This window comes from Acidiluteibacter ferrifornacis, from assembly GCF_009909615.1.
In the GTDB taxonomy this organism is placed as follows: Bacteria; Bacteroidota; Bacteroidia; order Flavobacteriales_E; family Vicingaceae; genus Acidiluteibacter; species Acidiluteibacter ferrifornacis.
The window spans coordinates 235,714-254,814 of sequence record NZ_WWNE01000012.1 but is presented as its reverse complement, the minus strand read 5'-3'; the positions used below and the strand labels follow the sequence as shown (position 1 = coordinate 254,814).

Here is a 19,101-nt window from a genome sequence, read left to right as displayed (position 1 = left end):
TTTAAATTGGAAGATCAAACAAAAGCATACACCAATCAATTATTTGTGATGCCTAAAATAAATGAAGTAAAATTATCCTTAGTAATCAAAAAACACTTAAATTTTCATAGGTTTTAAGGTCAACTACAAGTCTTATTTGACAATTTGAAAATAAGTACGTTGACAAAAAAACAAATCAAACTATTAAAGATTAAAATCATGGCAAAAGGACAAGATGCGAAAAAAGCGGTAAAAAAGGAACCCACTAAAACGCTAAAAGAGAAAAGAGAAGAAAAACGCTTGAAGAAAGCAGGTAAGTAAGTAACCAACTCAATGCAATGGCGCTCCGAATGGAGCGCCATTTTTGTTTACTCAGAAAAATGTACATACTTTTTTCAAATCAATTGGAATTACCTATATGAATTAAAGCAAAATTTAATTCTACAGTAATCCATGTTTCAAACACAAAATACCATTAGGAATAAACTTACAAATTCCAACATCTAGCAATACGTAGGCAACAACACTTAATTTAAGTTTTTGATAATCAATATTATAAATATTACTCAATTGATTAATAGTAGGTTGCAAATTTTTTCATTTCTCCGGGCAACATTTTCTTTAGTTTTCGCTTCTATTGAGTATGAAAACGAAAAACTACGTACTAATTGCACTACTTCTGTTGCTAATTTTTAATGCCTGTAAGAAAGAGCCCGATATTGTATTAGAAGAATTACCATCATCTACTAATGATGAGTTTGTGGAAGACACTTTAATCCTGAACCCATTTGGCACCAACCCGCTAGCTGCACTAAATTATTACACTACTGATGAAAAAACACGAGTAGAAATAATTATCCGTTCTAGAACAGATGGACAAGATGAGTTTTCAAAGGTGTTTTCAACTTACGAGCAACAACATAAGATTCCAATTCTAGGATTGTATCCAGATTTTTTAAATACCATTTATATTAATTATTACAGTACTAGCGGAGAACTGGTCGAACAACAAATACACCTTGTAAAGACTGAAGCTTTACCACCCGGAATGCCTGAAATCAAAATAAATAAAGTTAACACTTCAGCTATGGAACCTGGTTTGACATTGGTGAGCTATTGGGGAAATAGAACTCCACATAAACCATTTATTATGGATCATTTAGGTAATATTCGTTGGCTACTAGATTTTTCCAACCATCCTACTTTAAGTTCTTTAAATTATGATAACGGAATAGAAAGACTTAAAAACGGAAATTATTATTTTGGTGACATTAATTCCAATTCCATTTACGAAGTATCTCCTCTTGGCGAAGTCATACAATCTTGGGGGTTATCTGACCATAAATTCCACCACAATGTTCAAGAGAAGTCAAATGGAAATTTCTTGGTAACAACCTCTAAAACTAACAGTAAACATGCAAACGGTAAAAATTGCATTGAAGATTTTGTTATAGAAATTAATAGGAATAACGGTAGTATTAGTGCTGAGTGGGACTTAAAAGAATCCTTAGATGAGAATAGATCCGCGTTAACCGCTATCGACAATTCAAATGCAGAGGTAGATTGGTTTCATGGAAATGCGGTGATTGAAGATTTAACCGATCAAACCATCATTGTTTCGGGGAGAACCCAAGGAGTTGTAAAGCTGGACGATCAAAACAATCTCAAATGGATACTTTCGACGCATAAAGGCTGGGGAATAAGTCGAACTGAAAACAACCTCTCAAAATACCTACTTACACCATTGGATAACAATGGCATAAAAATTATAGACACCAATGTATTGAATGGCAATCAGAATCATCCTTACTTTGAGTGGCCTTGGTATCAACATGCTCCAAAAATAATGCCCAACGGAAACCTTTTGCTGTTTGATAATGGTGACAATAGAAACTATGAAAGCACTACTACTTATAGTCGTGTAGTTGAATATAAAATCGATGAAACCCACAAAACCATTCAACAAATATGGAGCTATGGTAAACAAAGAAGTGATCAAACTTTCGCACGTTATGTTTCTGATGTGGATTATTTACCAATTATGAATAATGTACTTTTTTCACCAGGTTTCAGTACTAATAATGGCAGTTCATTTGGTGGAAAAGTGGTTGAAATCGATTATGCCACTAAAATTGTTGTTTTTGAAGCAGCGATTAATCCACCCGGAGGTTTTGTTACGCTGCATCGAGCGGAACGGTTGTCGTTATACCCCTAAACAGATCATCTATTCTTGTTTAGGTTTATAATGATAAACCACTTCTCTTTCTTTTTGGATTTCCGTGTTAATTGGAGAGTTATATCTATTAGTTGGAGGAGAATTCAGTGGCTTATTCCAGTAGGCATCAGGGTCATCTTCGTGACGTTCATCTTCATTGGTCCAAACGTATTCTACTTTTTTCAATCCAACCTCTCTATAAATATAAGCTAGAACTACTCCCGCAAACATCCCCCAAAAATGCCCTTCATAGGATACCTTATAGTCTATCGGAAAAATCCCCCAAATCATACTTCCATATAAAAAGGCAACAAGAAACGAAATCGCTACTAACCGATAGTGCTTTCTGATAAATCCACTCACAAACAAAAATCCAAATAAGCTGTATACCAAACCACTTGCTCCAATGTGGTAGCTATCTCTGGCAGAAATCCATGTCCATAAACCACTCATAATTATCGACCAGAAAAGAACTTTAAAAGCTACAGGACGATAAAAATAAAACAAACTACTTCCCAAAATAAGTAGTGGAATAGAATTATTGAATAAATGATTGAAGTCACCATGAATAAAAGGCATAAGCAATATCCCAATAAGACCACTCCATTCTCGAGGTCTAATACCATATTCTGCAAAAGATAAGTTTAGGTTTAATTCAATTACTTTAATAAACCAAACGACTACTACAAAAATAGTTGGAAACAATATTGCATAAAAAAACTTTCTTTTGTCAGATTTATTCATTGAGATATAAAGTTACCATTTGTGCACAGATACCACCATCCATATAATTACAATATTAGAATTGAATAAAAAATAGTAATATTATGCCTTAAAAAATCAGTGCAACGATGAAAAAGCATTTACTCATTCCTGCCACCTCTATTTTACTTTTTTTTAGTGCACCTGCTTTTGCAAGTGCCAATACAAAACCGTTAGATGGACCTAAAAAATCAAGCCAAAAACAAACTACAGTAAAATATGAGTTTTCTTTATTTCAGATAGCCTATAGCCTTGTAAAAGAAAAACAAGATACAACCTCCAAACCTATAATAAAAGAAAGAAAAGAAGACGAATAACTATTTTATTCCTCTCATTTTCTTGATGTTTTCATAAGCTTCTTGCACTTTTAAGAATTTTTGCTCCGCTTCTCTTTTGATATCTTCTCCTAGATGTGCCACTTTGTCAGGATGAAACTTAGCTGCCATTTTTCGATATGCTTTTTTAATTTCATCATCCGTAGCGTTTTTTTCAATTTCTAGAATTTTATAATCCCCTGCAGTTTCTTTGATAAACATCGCCTTAATTGACTGGAAATCGTATGAGTTGATGCCTAAAGCAGATGATATTTGATTTAAAACATTTACTTCTGAGTCACTAAAGTTTCCATCAGCACCTGCCACACCAAAGAGAAAATGAAGCAATTGCAACCTATCGGCCTGCCTCATATTCATTCGAATCTGTTGCCCCACCTGATATACGTTAATGTTTTGATCGAGTACTTTTTTCAACAAAACCAATAACTCTTTGGTTTTTGCCTCCCCAAAATGACGCACAAAGAATGCTTTCACATAATTCAATTCACTCTTTAACACCTTTTCGTCAGCTTTCATAACAGCTGCAGCTAGGACAATCAAACTTGCGCTAAAGTCTCCTGTTTGTGTTTGCCGTGGCCTTCTAGGCTCCCTATCAGCATAAAATTCAGTATCTACTTCAGTAGAAGCCTTATCTATCATACTTCCTACCGCAAAACCTAGTATTGCACCTAATGGTCCACCAAATGCCCATCCTAATCCTCCTGCTATCCATTTACTATATCCTGCCATTTTATTGTTTTATGGTTGGTGACAAAAATAACCAAAGCGAAAAGAGAACTCATAATAATTGTTGTACAATTTTTAAAAAAGGAGATTTGTTTTATCTTTGCAGTCAAATTGATTAATAAATATTGCTAACTCCCTATAAAATAGTGGCTCCACAGATTGACAGTGGATCTACATTCTACTTTACCACCGACTCAGGATTAAAGTATGAAGTGAAGTTTGGTAGAAAATCGACGAACATTTTTAATGTTTCTATCGTATTCGGAGTATTGAATGATGAATTTGATGGAGAAGAGTATGCATTAACCAATCGAGGAGAAGTTTATAAAGTAATGGCAACTTTAGTGGAAGTTGTACGTTATTATAAGAGTAGACATCCAAAAATATCAGAATTTGAATTTTCAGGGGAGCCCACCAATGAGAATGATGACAAAGAAGGTGCAAAAAGATTGAGATTATACAGTCGTTATTTGACCTATATTTTTGATTCAAAGAAATGGAAAAGAGACGACTCTGAAGGAAAAATTAGAATGATTCGAATTTAAACATTAAAAAAACTTAAAAAATTATAATCTAGTACAATTATTGCTGGAGATAATACGTCATATTAAAGTAAACATTTTTAGAAGGTATAACACATGAGACAACTAAAGATTAGTCAACAGATCACCAAAAGAGAGAGTAAATCGCTCGAGAAGTATCTGCAAGACGTTTCTAAAGAAGAAATGATCAATGCAGAAGAAGAAGTAGAACTAGCGATTAAAATTCAGTCTGGTGATGAGAGAGCACTAAACAGACTGGTAAGAGCCAATCTACGTTTCGTGATTTCTGTGGCTAAACAATACCAGAATACTGGACTTACCCTTGAAGACTTAATCAACGAAGGAAACCTAGGTTTGATTGAAGCCGCAAAACGATACGATCATACAAAAGGGTTTAAATTCATTTCATATGCAGTATGGTGGATTAGGCAAAGTATCTTGAAAGCTGCTGCTGATAATTCAAGAACTATTCGTTTACCTCACAACAGATTGGGTGAAATCCAAAAAATTAGCAAAGCGTCAAATGAATTTGAACAGAAAAATGAACGTACTCCAACGGCTGATGAATTAAGTGATTTAACTGAAATGGACGTTGCAAAAGTTGAAATGTCATTGAAAATGTCGAAAAAACAAGTTTCTATTGACGCTCCTATGAGCAACGATGACGATAACAATAGTTTGGTTAGTGTATTAGAAAATAGCGATACCCCTGACCCTACAGATTCTTTAATGCAAGAATCTTTGTCAAAAGACCTTGAGCGTACCCTTTCATACCTTAAGGGAATGGAAGCCGAAGTTATTCGTTTATTTTATGGACTAGGTGGTTCTAGCGAAATGACTCTGGAAGAGATTGGAAACACTTTTGGATTAACAAGAGAACGTATTCGTCAAATAAAGGAAAGAGGTTTGAGACGTTTAAGAAGAGTATCTTCTCAAACAAACCTTCAAACTTATTTATAGTGAATAGGATTTTTATTCTTTAATCGCTTCAGTATCCCTGAAGCGATTTTTTTTTGTCAGTTTAATAAACAGCTAATAGATAAGTAACCCTGCTCTTCTTCATGTATTTTTTTGATTACTTTCGTAACTGAAATAACCAGCTCAACACCATTAATCTATTACTAATTTTCAATCATAGCTTCCTTTATACGTATACGCCTTTAAATAATACAGTTGTTTGACATAACTAATTAAAGGAATGACTTTTTACAAAGAACTTATTGAGCAAGCACTAAACCTAATGTATGACAAAAAAATACATCATTTGTTTTATTTACATACTATTCTACACTTATACTTCCAATGCTCAAACTCTTGAATTATGGGGATTAACGGAAATGGGAGGAACTCACAATGGTGGAACAATTTTTAGTTTAAATACTAATCAATCAAAACACACAAAGGAATATGAGTTTTATCGAACAGAGGCTAAGGATGTTGGAAAATCATTAGTTAGAGCTTCTAATGGTCTAGTTTATGGAATTTCAACTTTTGGAATGGGTACAATCTTTCAATACAATCCATCAACAAATGAATACCTAAGTCTTTATGGCTTTGATTATGAAGTTGCTTATGCACCAAATTATGGTTTAATTGAAGGGTCGAATGGAAAATTATACGGAACAACTAAAAATAATGGAAGATACGGTAACGGAGTAATATTTGAATTTGATATTAGCACAAATCAACTAACAGTTCTATATGAATTTCTTCTCAACTCCTATCATTCAAACGATGGGAAATTACTTGAGGCGTCTAACGGTAAATTATATGGTCTAAGTTCCCGGGGTAGCGGTAATGGCTTTATTTATGAATTCAATCTAAATACTAATACCTATAATGAACTACATCATTTTAATATAACGAATGGATTTAATCCAAATGGAAATTTGATTGAAGGAAAATCTGGGCTTTTATATGGTGTTACTAAAGGTGGCGGGAAAGATAACAAAGGAATACTATTTGAGTATAACTATCTGACCAATTCTTTTCAAGTACTTAATGACTTTTCAAATAGCCCTGAATCCATCTCAATACCTACTACAAGTCCCATGTTTGCTTCTGACGGCAATATATATGGCGTCACAGGAAGGTTATTATACAGATACAATCCTACTCAAAAAAAAATCGATTATTTTCCTTCCAATTTAAATACTTATAATGGGGTTGGAATTCCTGCTGAAGGAGAAAATAAGACACTTTATTTTCCAGTAAATAGCTATAATGGAGGAGCTATTGTTAGTTTTAACATGATAAATGAAACCTATAAGATTGAGAAAAACTTTCAAAATAACTCAGGAGACCGAGAGCCAAAATTCGATTTCCTGTTTATAAATAGTAACTACTTTCTGGGTATTAGTCGTTCAGGATGGTGCTACAGTGACGTTTTATTTGGCTATGATTTGACCAATCATTCCTATCGGAATTTAGTTGAGTTAAATTGTGGATATGAGGGAGCAATTCCTATTGGCAAATTAGTGCAAGCTGCCAATAAAAAACTATATGGGTATACAGAATACGGAGGAATAAATTTGAGAGGATCTGTATTTGAATTTGATCCAGCAACCAAAACAAGAAAGACGATTCTCCATTTAGCGGATTCGAATAAAACTTCGGTAATTGGGAATTTATATCAATACACTGACAACAAAATAATACTGATAACTAAAAGTCTAGGCGCAAACAATAATGGAAAAATGTACCTATTAGATGTTAGTAATAAACAACTTCAACTATTATTTGATTATAACAAAAGTACCAATCACTTTTCACAAGTATATGCTCCTGATGGAAGCCTGACTTCTGCTTCAAATGGCAAAATCTATGGGTTTTCAGGTAACGATAAACTCACTGTAACAGAGATTGACCCTTTCACCTCTAAAGTAGTCGTTAAAGAGAGTAACACCTGGGGTAATTATTACTTTAATGGAGGATTTATAGAAGCTGATAATGGAAAGTTTTATGGGTCTACTTGGGCGAAAGGAAGAAGCTTTTACAATTCTTCTTTCGGTGCGGGGACAATAATAGAGTATGATTTAAAGCAAGATAAATTTACGGTTAAAGCAGAAATGTTTTATTCAGGAATTGCTCATCCAAAGAGTAATCTCATCAAATCTATTGTGAATAACCACATTTATGGAACATTTTCATCTAAAGGAGACAATAATACAGGTGGAGTATTTAGATATGACTATTTGACAAATTCAATAATAAAAATAGTTGAATTCGATAGTACTTTATATGGCGAACATCCTGAAGGAGACATTATACAATCACCCGATGGGATGATATTTGGGTACTGTTCAAAAGGTGGGAAATATGGAGACGGAACTATATTTAAATTCAATCCAATTAATTCAACAATTACAAAGCTTTTCGATTTCAACAAAGCAGATGGTAACAACCCTTCCTCAGGAGGTTTAACTCTTGCAGAAATTTGCAGACCAGCTTCTAAACCAACCTTAAACTCCTCAGAAATAAAGTATTGTACTGGAGATACTATTGTGATAGGCATTTCAAAATTAGACACGCTAAACAATGCAAAAAAGTGGAGTATATACAATAATGAGGGCCATTTTATTCAAAGCAACTCAACCGGAGTTTTTAAACTTCAAGCAAAACAGTCAGACAACTACCATGTTAGAGGTGAAGGAGGATGCCCTATTGTTTCACCTCATAGTACGGTCTCAGTTAATGTCTACCCTGACTTAAGAATTGATAACTGTGATCCTGAACTGAGAAGTAAAGCTGATAACGCTAGTTATTCATGGATTGACTATAGAGACTCTTCTGAGGTTGGGATTCATAACCAATTTTTTTCACCCTCAAAAAACGGAATTTACGGAGTTATTTTAGAGCAATTGGGCTGTAAAGATACTTCGGAAATGGCAGTGGTAATCAATGCTGAAATTTTAGAAAATAGCTTCCAAGAGGCTTTAATATTTGGACCAAACCCTACTAGTCAATTCCTTACGGTAAATCTACGTAAATGTTATGAAGAAACTACTGTCGAAATCAGAAGTCTAAATAGTACTTATATTAAAGAGGAAAGCTTCTTTAAAAAGACTAAGATTCAACTTTTAAATGATTTACCTACCAACTTTTACATTGTTACAATAAAAACAGAAACTGGAGAAAAGGCTATTCTAAAAATTTTAAAAATGTAATTATTCCTATTTTAATCTTATTTAGACACCTTTTTGAAGGCTATCTAACATTTTGTAATTTTATACCATGTTTATTCTAGACCCCAAAGGCGAAGTTCCACACATTTTTCATTCCGATTTAACAGGAGCGGCCATCCAAGCATGCGCTCTATGTAATACAGACTTATCTGATGATATAGACTACATTATTGAAAAAGCATTCAAGAAAGCCGGAACTGGAATGGTTCATACAATCTTTGAATATGCACTTTGTTTTGAGTGCATCCCTATCATGCAAGCAAGGATGAGTGAGGAGTCTAAGAAAAATATTACTGAGTTTTTTGAATCAAAGGTTAATCTTGAGAAACGATTTCAAGAAATGATCGAAGAAAATCAACTAGAAGCAGAAAAATGGTTGAATCATTGTGTGGTGACCAACAAATCTATTGATGACCTTGACGAATACCAAATCTATGGTCAGTTTAAAGGCAACCGACTCGTGTTTGGATTATTCCCGTATACGATTTCTGGTGAAGTACTGGATCAAATTATTCACTTAATTTCTGCTAAATCTTTGGATGAAATGAATGGATTTAAAGATCAAATCATTACTCCTGACCCCACTTTAAAAGAATTATTTCCAACCAATAGACCACCCATATTAATATAATTTAGATGGCTAAGAATAAAAAAAAGAATGTGGTGTATAGCACCAACCCTGATTTCAATTATGATTATGAAGAAAATGAAGAACAAGAAACTTTACCTCCTCAACAGCAAGACTTAAAAGTAACTTTAGATAAAAAACAGCGTGCGGGTAAAGCGGTAACCTTGGTATACAATTTTATTGGAACTTCAGAAGACTTGAGTGCTTTAGGCAAAATGCTCAAATCTAAATGCGGTGTGGGCGGCTCAGTTAAAAATGGAGAAATATTAATTCAAGGTGACCATCGTGAGAAAATATTAGGAATATTGCATGAAGCTAAGTATAAGGCTAAACGTGTAGGAGGCTAAAAATTATCCAAATACGAATCTAAAGTTCGGTCATTCTTAACGACCTCAATCCATTGTACTTGATTCATCCCTATCACTTTATACATTTCTACATAGAACCCATCAATTGCAAAAAGATGGCATAAATGGCCTCCAAGCTGACGCGATGCAATAAAATTTCCCCTTTCTTGCAGTAACTTATACCTTTGTACAAGTGATAATTTTTTAAACTCTTCAGGTTTTATTTTGTTCATCAAATAACTTTACGGACATTCAAAATTAACTATTGTTTCATGACTCTATCTATTTCTGATGTAAAAGCGCTCATGGAGCAAAAAGTAGATGAATTTAATCGTCCTGACTTTATTCATGATGATCCCATTCTTATTCCTCATGAATTCTCTAAAAAAGAAGACATTGAAATAGCAGGTTTCTTAGCTGCCACAATAGCTTGGGGGCAACGAAAAAGCATCATCAAGAATGCCAAACACATTATTCAACTAATGGATGGTGCACCATTCGATTTCATAATCAATCACAAGAAGTCAGATTTAAAACGTACGAAAGGATTTGTTCATAGAACATTCAATGCTCAAGATTTAAATCAGTTTTTTAGTTCTCTCCAAAATATCTACTTGAAGCATGGTGGACTTGAAAGTGCACTCTCCCAAACTAAGAATGTAGCAGAAAATATTTCTCAATTTAAAGAGCTTTTCTTCCTAAAAGCAGAAAGTTTAAGAACACTTAAGCATGTTTCTGATCCTTTAAAGGGGTCATCTGCAAAACGTATTAACATGTATCTTAGATGGATGGTTCGAAGCGATAATCGAGGAGTTGATTTTGGTATTTGGAATCGACTCTCCCCTGCAGACTTAAAACTACCTTTAGATGTTCATACAGGAAATGTGAGTCGTAAATTAGAACTACTTCAAAGAAAACAAAACGATTGGAAGTCGGTAGAAGAAATTTCTAATCGATTATCCGAATTTGACGCTATCGATCCTATAAAATATGATTTCGCACTTTTTGGCTTAGGTGCAATTGAAGGATTCTGAACACTTACATTTAATTCTTCGAGAACTTCTGAATCACTGTTTTTTCATCTGTCGACACTTTCACTACATATAATCCTGTTTCATAATTTGAGAGGTCTAACCACTTTACAGCGTTTGTCGTTTCATAATCACCTATGATTTTTCCAGCTATATTATAAATGATGATTCGTGACAATTCTAATGGAACTAATCCTTTTATTATAATATGACTTTGAGCAGGATTAGGATAAATTACAACATTCGATAATTCCTCAATGGGAAACTCTGCTCCTAACGAATCGGTTACATCTGGCAAATATTTATTATGATAACTTTCACAATCATAACAGTTTACTTGTTCATAGAAAAAGTTTCTCATTTCTACTAAATACTGAATTCCAACTGGTCTCGAAAGAACATCATGCGTTGTATCCTCCACTTCATTCAATTGAAAGCAATTTGAACCTTTGTCACGTATTTTTATATCTAGCATACATTTTGGACCACACAATGGTTGAATTAGAGCACCTTCAAAAAGGTCAGAAGTCGTTGAATCAAATGGAACAATTTTATCTCCATTTGAATGAATAAAAAGTAAAGGGATATTAACATTCCTAGCACGTAATTGAAAAAAGGCTGCAGTTGGAGCGGAGGTACTTATTCCAGCAAAACCCTTAATAAAAACCTTTCTATTTGGAAATAAACTCTCATGATTCAATGAAATATCCTCAGGAGAAACATAAGATGGTATTTCTTCCGCAATAAACTCTCCGTTTACATCTGATAGGATTGCACCTAAACCTGCAATTCCTCCAGCACTTTCTCCAATTATAAAGATATTACTGGTATCAACTCTAAATGTTTTATGATATCCTATTAGATATTGTATTGCCGCATGAACATCTTTCATAGCTTCATGCATAACCCCATTAAACTTGGATCCTGAGGTGTATGGATCAGCGACTCTGTAATAATCAACAACAGCAACTGCGTAACCTTTTTGTGCAAAATATAGTGCTTTAGCATTCGCTACATCACTATTCTTTGGATTAGCTCCTCGATCTATAAATCCACTCCCCGGTAAATAAACAATTAAAGGACGGGATACACAAGAATCCTTAACACTATAAAAATTTAATGCTCTCGGATTTTTAGACAAAGAATCAGCATAAAATATATCTGAGGTTCTAATTACCTCTTCTACCGAAAAAACATCTACTAAATATCTTCCGGATGGAGTATTGCATGGTTTACAAGTTGATTGAGCGTTTACAGTATTGTGGAAAAAATTTACACAATTGAGTAAAACCATAAGTGATAATAAGTATTTCATTGCTTGCTAATTATTTAACCTATTCTAAAACAACATACTTAAATCTAAAATTTAATCAATACATTATTTTAATGTTAATGAATGAGCAATTGAAGTGCCATATAAATACTCCAATAATTAATTAGAACAATTTATCGAGTGACTTTCTAGAAAGTAAAAAACTAATCAAGACTAGAATAGCTCCCAAAACAAAAGGAGCTCCAGGAAATTGAATGGGTGTATTCTCTTGGGTAAATACGTAGAACAAATTGGTCATAATTAAAGGGCCAATAATTGCTGATAAACTCATCGTTGCTGTTAATGCTCCTTGTAGCTCACCTTGTTCGTTATCTGCAACTTGGTTTGAAACCACTCCTTGAAGAGTTGGAGAAGCAATACCGCCCAAACAATAAGGCAATAAAAAAGCAAACAACATCCAACCTTGGGATGCAGCAGCAAATAATACTAAACCTACAATCCATAAAAAATAACCTCTATAAATGGTCTTCTTTTCTCCCCACCATTTTACGGCATACTTTACTAATCCTCCTTGAACAACAGCCACAATTATTCCTACGACTCCTAAAGAATAGCCAACCATCGCTTCATCCCATGCAAACTTATACATGCTGTAGTATGTCCAAGTAGTTTGAACTGCTTGACTTGCAAGATATAGTAGAAAAAAAGAAGCTATTAAACCGAGTACTATAGGATATTTACGAATCAATTTTAAAGAACCTATTGGATTTGCCCTTTTCAAATCAATGTTCCTTCGCTTTTCAGGTGCTAATGACTCTGGTAAAACAACAAATCCATAAATGAAGTTTAAAAAAGTCAACCCAGCAGAAATAAAGAAGGGATACTGCACATTAATTTCACCTGCTATACCTCCAATCACCGGTCCAATAATAAACCCCAATCCAAACGCAGCTCCGACCATTCCAAAATTCTGCGCTTTGTTTTCTGGCGTACTGATATCTGCAATATATGCGTTAGCAACAGTTAAACTAGCACCTGTAATACCCGCCAACACCCTTCCTACTAATAACCATCCAATAGTTGGTGCGTATGCATGAAAGAGATAATCAATCCCCAATCCTAAAAGGGATAATAACAACACTGGCCTTCTACCAAATTTATCACTTAAGATTCCCATTAAGGGAGCAAACAAAAATTGCATAATAGCAAATGCAAAGATTAACCACCCTCCTATTCTTGAGGCTTCACTTAATCCGTCTCCACTGAGTTTTTCTATTAACGAAGGAATAACAGGAATGATTATTCCAATTCCAATGACATCCACCAAAATGGTTATAAAGATGAACGTTAGGGAGGCTTTTCTATTTTTCAAATGTGTATTATTAAATGGTAAGCTTTAATCCGTCATATGCGAGTTCAATACCATCTGGTAGTTTCGGCATTTCATCGGCATACTTTCCAAACAAATGACTAATGTGTATCAAGTATGCTTGCTCTACTTCCATTTCCTTAATCAATGCAATAGCTTCTTCTAAATTAAAGTGCGAAATGTGTTTTTCTTTTCTGAGTGCATCAATCACTAAAACCTTTGTCCCTCTTATTTTATCCTTTTCTTTAGGGGGAATATAATTACAATCAGTTATGTAAGAAAAATCTTTAATTCTAAATCCATAAACAGGCATCTTATAATGCATCACATCTATAGGAGTAAACTCAATCCCATTAATATCAAAAGGTTGATTGGATATGGTATTTAATCTCACCAATGGGACTCCAGGATATTTATTCTCTGAAAAAATATAAGGAAACTCACGCTTAATCGCTTCCTGCACTCGATCAGTAGCAAATACATTCATGTCCTCCTTTTGCTTAAAATTAAAAGCTCGAATATCATCCATACCTGCCACATGATCCTTATGTTCATGTGTAAACACTACAGCATCTAATCGTTGAACATTTTCTCTTAACATTTGCTGTCTGAAATCCGGACCAGTATCAATTACTATGTTTTGTTCGTTCGTAGAAATTAAAATTGAAGTTCTCAATCTCTGATCTTTAGGATCTTGTGAATGGCAAACGGCACAGTCGCACGCAATAACAGGAACACCTTGCGATGTTCCTGTCCCTAAAAAAGTTATAGTAATTTTCTCTGATTTCATTATGCCGGCACTGCGTACAATTCTTTTAAAACAGTAATAACGTGATCAATTTCCTCTTTGGTGCTAAATCTAGAAAACGAAAATCGGATGGAAGGTCGCTCCATAACAGCACCAATAGCTCTTAGAACGTGTGAACCTACATTGCTTCCTGATGAGCATGCACTACCTCCACTGGCGCAAATTCCTTCAATATCTAAATTATACAAGAACATTTCTCCCATATCATTTGGTGGGAAGCAAACACTTAACACTGTATACAATGAATCTTTTGTAGCAGATTTTCCATTAAAAGATATACCAGGAATAGTAGCTTTTAAACGATCTACCATATACAGCTTTAAGTCCGTTACGTACTCTTGGTGATGTTCCATATCTGCATGAGCAATTTCTATTGCCTTAGCCAGACCAACTATACCATGAATGTTTTCAGTTCCTGCTCTAACATTTCGCTCTTGCGCACCACCCGTTATCATGGGATTAAACTTAAAGTTGGAATCGACATACATAAATCCAACTCCCTTTGGTCCGTGAAACTTATGAGCTGCACAAGTTGCAAAGTGTACATTTAATTTCTTGAAATCTAAACGGTAATGACACATGGTTTGCACAGTATCACTGTGAAAAAGTGCATTGTGCTCTTTGCACATTTCACCAACCATCTCCAAAGGTAACAAATTGGCAATCTCATTATTACCATGCATTAATGAAACCAAAGTTTTATGGGTTTCATCTTCTAATAATGCCTTCAAGTGATTTAAATCTACAGCACCATCTTCATCTAAATTCACCAACACAAACTCAACACCATTTGTTTTTGCCAATTCTTCAGCAGTATGCAAAACCGCATGATGCTCTATTGCTGATGTAATAATTCTGGTAACTCCCAAATCATGCACTGCACAGCGCAGAATCATGTTATCTGCTTCTGTTCCGCCCGAAGTGAAGAAAAACTCAGCTGGGGAAGCATTAAAATATTTTGCAATTGCCTTTCTAGATGTTTCTATCAAGGCTTTCGCTTCTCTTCCTTTTGAATGAATTGAAGATGGATTTCCATAAGTATTGGCCAACACTGGGACCATTGCTTCTACTACTTTGGGATCCACAGGAGTGGTAGCAGCGTTGTCAAGATAAACTCTCATTTTAGTTTTCTTTTAATATTTCTTTAATATCTGATATAATTTTTCCTGCAAGATGGTCGGCGGTAGAGGCCGTCTCACTTTCAGAGTAAATTCGAATAATTGGTTCTGTATTGGATTTTCGCAAATGTACCCACTCTTTATCAAATTCGATTTTCACTCCATCAATAGTTGAAATCGGTTGTTTTTGATACTTCTCATGAATGCGTTGCAAAATTACATCGACATCAATATCAGGTGTCAATTCAATTTTATTTTTAGAAATGTAATAATTCGTGTATGTTGATCTTAAGGTAGAACAACATTTAGTACAATTTTTATCCTTAAAGTTTGCCAAATGAGATAAAAACAATGCAATACCTACCAAAGCATCTCTTCCATAATGCAGTTCAGGATAAATTACTCCTCCGTTACCTTCACCACCAATTACAGCATTGGTCTCTTTCATTTTTTCTACTACATTCACCTCTCCTACTGCTGACGCATTGTATTCGCAGCCATATTTTAAGGTAACGTCTTTTAAAGCCCTTGTACTTGATAAATTTGAAACTGTATTCCCTTTGGTTTTACTTAAAACATAATCTGCCACAGCAACTAATGTATATTCTTCGCCAAACATTTCACCATCCTCGCAAACAATTGCTAAACGATCTACATCGGGATCCACGACTAAACCTAAATCCGCATTGTGTTTTTCTACTGCCTTAGAAATTTCAACTAAGTTCTCTGGAAGTGGCTCAGGATTGTGCGGAAAATGGCCATTCGGCTCGCAATATAATTCTACGATGTCCTCCACCCCTAGCGCTCTCAGTAACGCTGGAACAAAAATTCCACCTGTACTATTCACACAATCAATTACAATTTTAAAATTCTTTTTCGTTATCGCTTCTTTATCTACCAAAGGTAAATTTAGAATCATATCGATATGCTTTTGTAAATAAGTATCATCATGAGACAATTGTCCTAAATGAGAAACAGAAGCATATTGCATATGACCAGCTTCGGCAATCGCTAAAATATCAGCCCCATCTTGTGCACTTACAAACTCTCCTTTCTCATTCAGCAATTTTAATGCATTCCATTCCTTAGGGTTATGACTTGCAGTGATAATAATCCCTCCATTCGCATTTTCTTCTGTAACTGCTACTTCTACTGTTGGAGTGGTAGAAAGTCCTAGATCCACTACATCGATACCTAGACCTACGAGAGTTCCAGCTACAATATTTGTTACCATTTCACCCGAAATTCTTGCATCTCGTCCTATGACAACTTTAGCTTTTAGTTTAGCATCTGTTCGTCTAGAAAGCAGCCAGGTACCATAGGCCGAAGCAAACTTTACAATATCTAATGGACTTAAACCATCACCTGATTTTCCACCAATCGTTCCTCTAATTCCTGAAATTGATTTAATTAATGTCATTCTTCTAAAAAAGTTTTGTGCCACAAAAGTAGCAATTTTATGAAGTACAATCTTGTTTAAATCTTTGTGCAAAACAATACGGGATTCCCCCTATTCTTTGCGGTTTATTGATAACTTTGCATTAACTTAAAGCAGAAATATCTGTTTTATTTTTTTACCGCCTATGGAAGAGAGCAATAGTCGATTTAACGAAGAAGATTCACAGTATTATTCCGTTAAACGATTCGAAGAAATGGTTTCCAATGAAGAGTCGCTGTATTTTGACGTAGACGAATTCGAGGAGATGGTAGAGTATTATTTAGATCATAATAATCCAAAACAGGCTTTAAAAGTCATTGATTTTGGTTTAATGCAACACCCTAAATCCAGTACTTTACTGGTTAATAAAGCTCAAGTTTTTGTTTCAATGCATAAACCCAATCAAGCTTTGAAATATTTAGCACAAGCAGAAGCACTTGAGCCATACAACATTGACTTATTTCAGTTAAAAGGAAGCACATACAGTCAATTAAGGCAAGCTGAAAAGGCCATCGACAATTATAAAAAAGCATTGGAATACGCTGATGAACATGAGCGCGAAGAAATGTTGATGAGTATTGCTTTTGAATATGAAAACTTGAATAAATACGATTTAGCAATTGAATATTTAAGTTTGATTTTGAATGAATTTCCTGAAAATGAAATTGCACTTTATGAGTTGTACTTTTGTTTTGAAATCAGCAATCAAGTAGAAAAAGCTATTCAGTTTTTTTCAGAATATATCGATAAAGACCCATACTCCCACTTAGGGTGGTACAATTTGGGAGCTGCATATATGAAACAAGAATTGTTTGAAAAGGCCATTGATGCATTTGACTTTTCAATTGCGATTCGAGAAGACTTTGCTTCGGCTTACTACAGTAAAGCCATTTGTTTAGAAAATATGGAGATGTATGCTGAGGCTATTGCATGCTTCAAAGAAACCTTTGATCATGAATCTCCGGAATCATTGACTTATTACTACATTGGTGAATGCTATGAAAAATTAGAGGATAATCAGCAAGCACTGCATTATTATAAAAAGGCAACTCAGTTAGATCCATTTTGTGCGGAAGCATGGGTAGGAATGGGCGCTATATATAATGAAATGGGACATTTGCATGAAGCCATCCATTACATCAAAAAAGGAATAGATTTAGACGAATACAATCCTGAATTTCATTATGTATTTGGTGATGTACAAGCTAAATTGGGATTTCTAGAAGAAGCGCTTTTAGCTTATGAAAAAGTAAAAGAATTGGATCCTGACAATCAAGATATTTGGTCTGACCTTGCCTGGATGTTTGATCAATTAGGTAATGTGACTTCTGCTATGATTACTTTTCAAGAAGGCATTGAAATACAAGAAAAAAATGACAAATTGCTCTATAGCTATGGAGCATTCTTAATTAAATATGGTAGAAAAGAAGAAGCTCTTTTCAACCTAGATAAAGCGCTTGCATTAAATTTTGACGGACATGATATCTTATTTGAAATTTATCCTGAAATCAAAGAAAACTCAAGTGTATTAGAACTAATCGATTATTATAAATCATAGATGAAAAATTTTGAATTACCGTTTATTCCAGAAAGAACGGCAAAACCGAGAGAGAATGGTGTAACCATGATGATGGACAAAGGATTAAGCCTTAGACAGGCAGAAGACTTTATTGAAACTTCTGGTGATTTAACCGATGTAATTAAATTAGGGTTTGGAACTTCATATGTATCAAACAATCTTGAACAGAAAATAAAATTGTATCATGACGCTGGTCTAAAGGTATATTTAGGAGGAACACTCTTCGAATCTTTTATTATCAGAGGGATGTTTGATGAATATAGAAAGTTAATGGACAAGCTAAAACTTCAAGTCTGCGAAGTTTCTGACGGTTCAATTGTTATGAATCACGATGTAAAATGCAAATATATCAGCACCTTAGCTAAAGATTTTACTGTATTATCCGAAGTAGGATCTAAAGAAGAAGGCATTCTAATTAGTCCAGGAAAATGGATCAGTATGATGACTAAAGAACTAGAAGCAGGCTCGTGGAAAGTTATTGCAGAAGCTAGAGAAAGTGGAACTGTAGGAATCTACCGACCAAATGGAACTGCACACAGCGCATTGGTGAACAAAATTTTGAAAAAAGTACCAATGGACAAAATTCTTTGGGAAGCACCAATAAAAGCACAACAAGTGTGGTTTATCAAATTATTAGGTCCTAACGTGAACTTAGGAAACATCGGCTACGAAGAAGTTATTCCTTTGGAAACGTTGAGAATTGGCCTAAGAGGTGACACCTTTTTCCAATATCTATCTGATGAAATGATTTCTGAATATAAATAATA

18 protein-coding genes are annotated in these 19,101 nt (G+C 34.4%); 10 read left to right on the top strand and 8 right to left on the bottom strand.

The features are described from left to right. Nucleotides 1–622: 622 nt before the first annotated feature. Complete coding sequence (locus tag GQN54_RS13245; RefSeq protein WP_160634037.1) at nucleotides 623–2,194, top strand: aryl-sulfate sulfotransferase; 1,572 nt, start codon at nucleotides 623–625, stop codon at nucleotides 2,192–2,194. Between the two features lie 9 nt (nucleotides 2,195–2,203). Here GQN54_RS13245 and GQN54_RS13240 read toward each other — a convergent pair whose 3' ends face one another. Continuing rightward, nucleotides 2,204–2,938 carry a rhomboid family intramembrane serine protease gene (locus tag GQN54_RS13240; protein WP_160634036.1) on the bottom strand — a complete coding sequence of 245 codons (735 nt, stop codon included), beginning with the start codon at nucleotides 2,936–2,938 and terminating at the stop codon, nucleotides 2,204–2,206. A 107-nt stretch (nucleotides 2,939–3,045) separates the two neighbouring features. Here GQN54_RS13240 and GQN54_RS13235 point away from each other — a divergent pair, with 107 nt between their 5' ends. Continuing rightward, entirely contained in the window at nucleotides 3,046–3,273 is a 228-nt protein-coding gene (locus GQN54_RS13235) for a hypothetical protein (protein WP_160634035.1), read from the top strand. On the opposite strand, the gene GQN54_RS13230 is transcribed toward GQN54_RS13235, so the two are convergent. Beyond that, entirely contained in the window at nucleotides 3,274–4,020 is a 747-nt protein-coding gene (locus GQN54_RS13230; RefSeq protein WP_160634034.1) for a TerB family tellurite resistance protein, read from the bottom strand. Nucleotides 4,021–4,163: 143 nt separating this feature from the next. On the opposite strand from GQN54_RS13230, the gene GQN54_RS13225 reads away from it, so the two are divergent. From GQN54_RS13225 to GQN54_RS13205, 5 genes are all read left to right on the top strand, one after another. After that, a complete protein-coding gene (locus GQN54_RS13225; protein WP_160634033.1) occupies nucleotides 4,164–4,562 on the top strand; it encodes a hypothetical protein in 399 nt (132 codons plus the stop codon). A 93-nt stretch (nucleotides 4,563–4,655) separates the two neighbouring features. Then, complete coding sequence (locus GQN54_RS13220; RefSeq protein WP_160634032.1) at nucleotides 4,656–5,519, top strand: sigma-70 family RNA polymerase sigma factor; 864 nt, start codon at nucleotides 4,656–4,658, stop codon at nucleotides 5,517–5,519. A 284-nt stretch (nucleotides 5,520–5,803) separates the two neighbouring features. Then, nucleotides 5,804–8,725, top strand: a complete 2,922-nt coding sequence (locus GQN54_RS13215; RefSeq protein WP_160634031.1) for a choice-of-anchor tandem repeat GloVer-containing protein — start codon at nucleotides 5,804–5,806, stop codon at nucleotides 8,723–8,725. 67 nt (nucleotides 8,726–8,792) lie between these two features. Next, a complete protein-coding gene (locus GQN54_RS13210; protein ID WP_160634030.1) occupies nucleotides 8,793–9,374 on the top strand; it encodes a hypothetical protein in 582 nt (193 codons plus the stop codon). Between the two features lie 5 nt (nucleotides 9,375–9,379). Then, complete coding sequence (locus GQN54_RS13205; protein ID WP_160634029.1) at nucleotides 9,380–9,718, top strand: translation initiation factor; 339 nt, start codon at nucleotides 9,380–9,382, stop codon at nucleotides 9,716–9,718. On the opposite strand, the gene GQN54_RS13200 is transcribed toward GQN54_RS13205, so the two are convergent. Then, a complete protein-coding gene (locus GQN54_RS13200; protein ID WP_160634028.1) occupies nucleotides 9,715–9,951 on the bottom strand; it encodes a hypothetical protein in 237 nt (78 codons plus the stop codon). The two genes, GQN54_RS13205 and GQN54_RS13200, sit on opposite strands and share 4 nt — an antisense overlap. 39 nt (nucleotides 9,952–9,990) lie before the next feature. Between GQN54_RS13200 and GQN54_RS13195 the strand changes: the two genes are divergently transcribed. Beyond that, nucleotides 9,991–10,752 (top strand): TIGR02757 family protein, encoded by a 762-nt coding sequence (locus GQN54_RS13195; protein WP_160634027.1) that lies wholly within the window; start codon nucleotides 9,991–9,993, stop codon nucleotides 10,750–10,752. Between the two features lie 10 nt (nucleotides 10,753–10,762). Here GQN54_RS13195 and GQN54_RS13190 read toward each other — a convergent pair whose 3' ends face one another. From GQN54_RS13190 to glmM, 5 genes are all read right to left on the bottom strand, one after another. Then, nucleotides 10,763–12,064, bottom strand: a complete 1,302-nt coding sequence (locus GQN54_RS13190; RefSeq protein ID WP_160634026.1) for a T9SS type A sorting domain-containing protein — start codon at nucleotides 12,062–12,064, stop codon at nucleotides 10,763–10,765. Nucleotides 12,065–12,185: 121 nt separating this feature from the next. Further along, nucleotides 12,186–13,394 (bottom strand): TCR/Tet family MFS transporter, encoded by a 1,209-nt coding sequence (locus tag GQN54_RS13185; protein WP_160634025.1) that lies wholly within the window; start codon nucleotides 13,392–13,394, stop codon nucleotides 12,186–12,188. Between the two features lie 10 nt (nucleotides 13,395–13,404). Beyond that, nucleotides 13,405–14,181, bottom strand: coding sequence for an MBL fold metallo-hydrolase (locus GQN54_RS13180; protein ID WP_207554902.1), 777 nt, complete (start codon nucleotides 14,179–14,181; stop codon nucleotides 13,405–13,407). After that, nucleotides 14,181–15,320: a cysteine desulfurase family protein gene (locus GQN54_RS13175; RefSeq protein ID WP_160634024.1), complete on the bottom strand. Its 1,140-nt coding sequence runs from the start codon at nucleotides 15,318–15,320 to the stop codon at nucleotides 14,181–14,183. Before GQN54_RS13175 ends, GQN54_RS13180 begins: the two co-directional genes overlap by 1 nt. Nucleotide 15,321: 1 nt before the next feature. After that, nucleotides 15,322–16,737 (bottom strand): phosphoglucosamine mutase, encoded by a 1,416-nt coding sequence (gene glmM / locus GQN54_RS13170; protein WP_160634023.1) that lies wholly within the window; start codon nucleotides 16,735–16,737, stop codon nucleotides 15,322–15,324. A gap of 163 nt (nucleotides 16,738–16,900) precedes the next feature. Here glmM and GQN54_RS13165 point away from each other — a divergent pair, with 163 nt between their 5' ends. Together GQN54_RS13165 and GQN54_RS13160 are read left to right on the top strand one after the other, a co-directional pair. Continuing rightward, the gene (locus GQN54_RS13165; RefSeq protein WP_160634022.1) at nucleotides 16,901–18,313 is read left to right on the top strand and encodes a tetratricopeptide repeat protein; all 1,413 of its coding nucleotides are present in this window, start codon (nucleotides 16,901–16,903) and stop codon (nucleotides 18,311–18,313) included. Beyond that, nucleotides 18,314–19,099 (top strand): phosphosulfolactate synthase, encoded by a 786-nt coding sequence (locus GQN54_RS13160; RefSeq protein WP_160634021.1) that lies wholly within the window; start codon nucleotides 18,314–18,316, stop codon nucleotides 19,097–19,099. Nucleotides 19,100–19,101 lie beyond the last annotated feature (2 nt).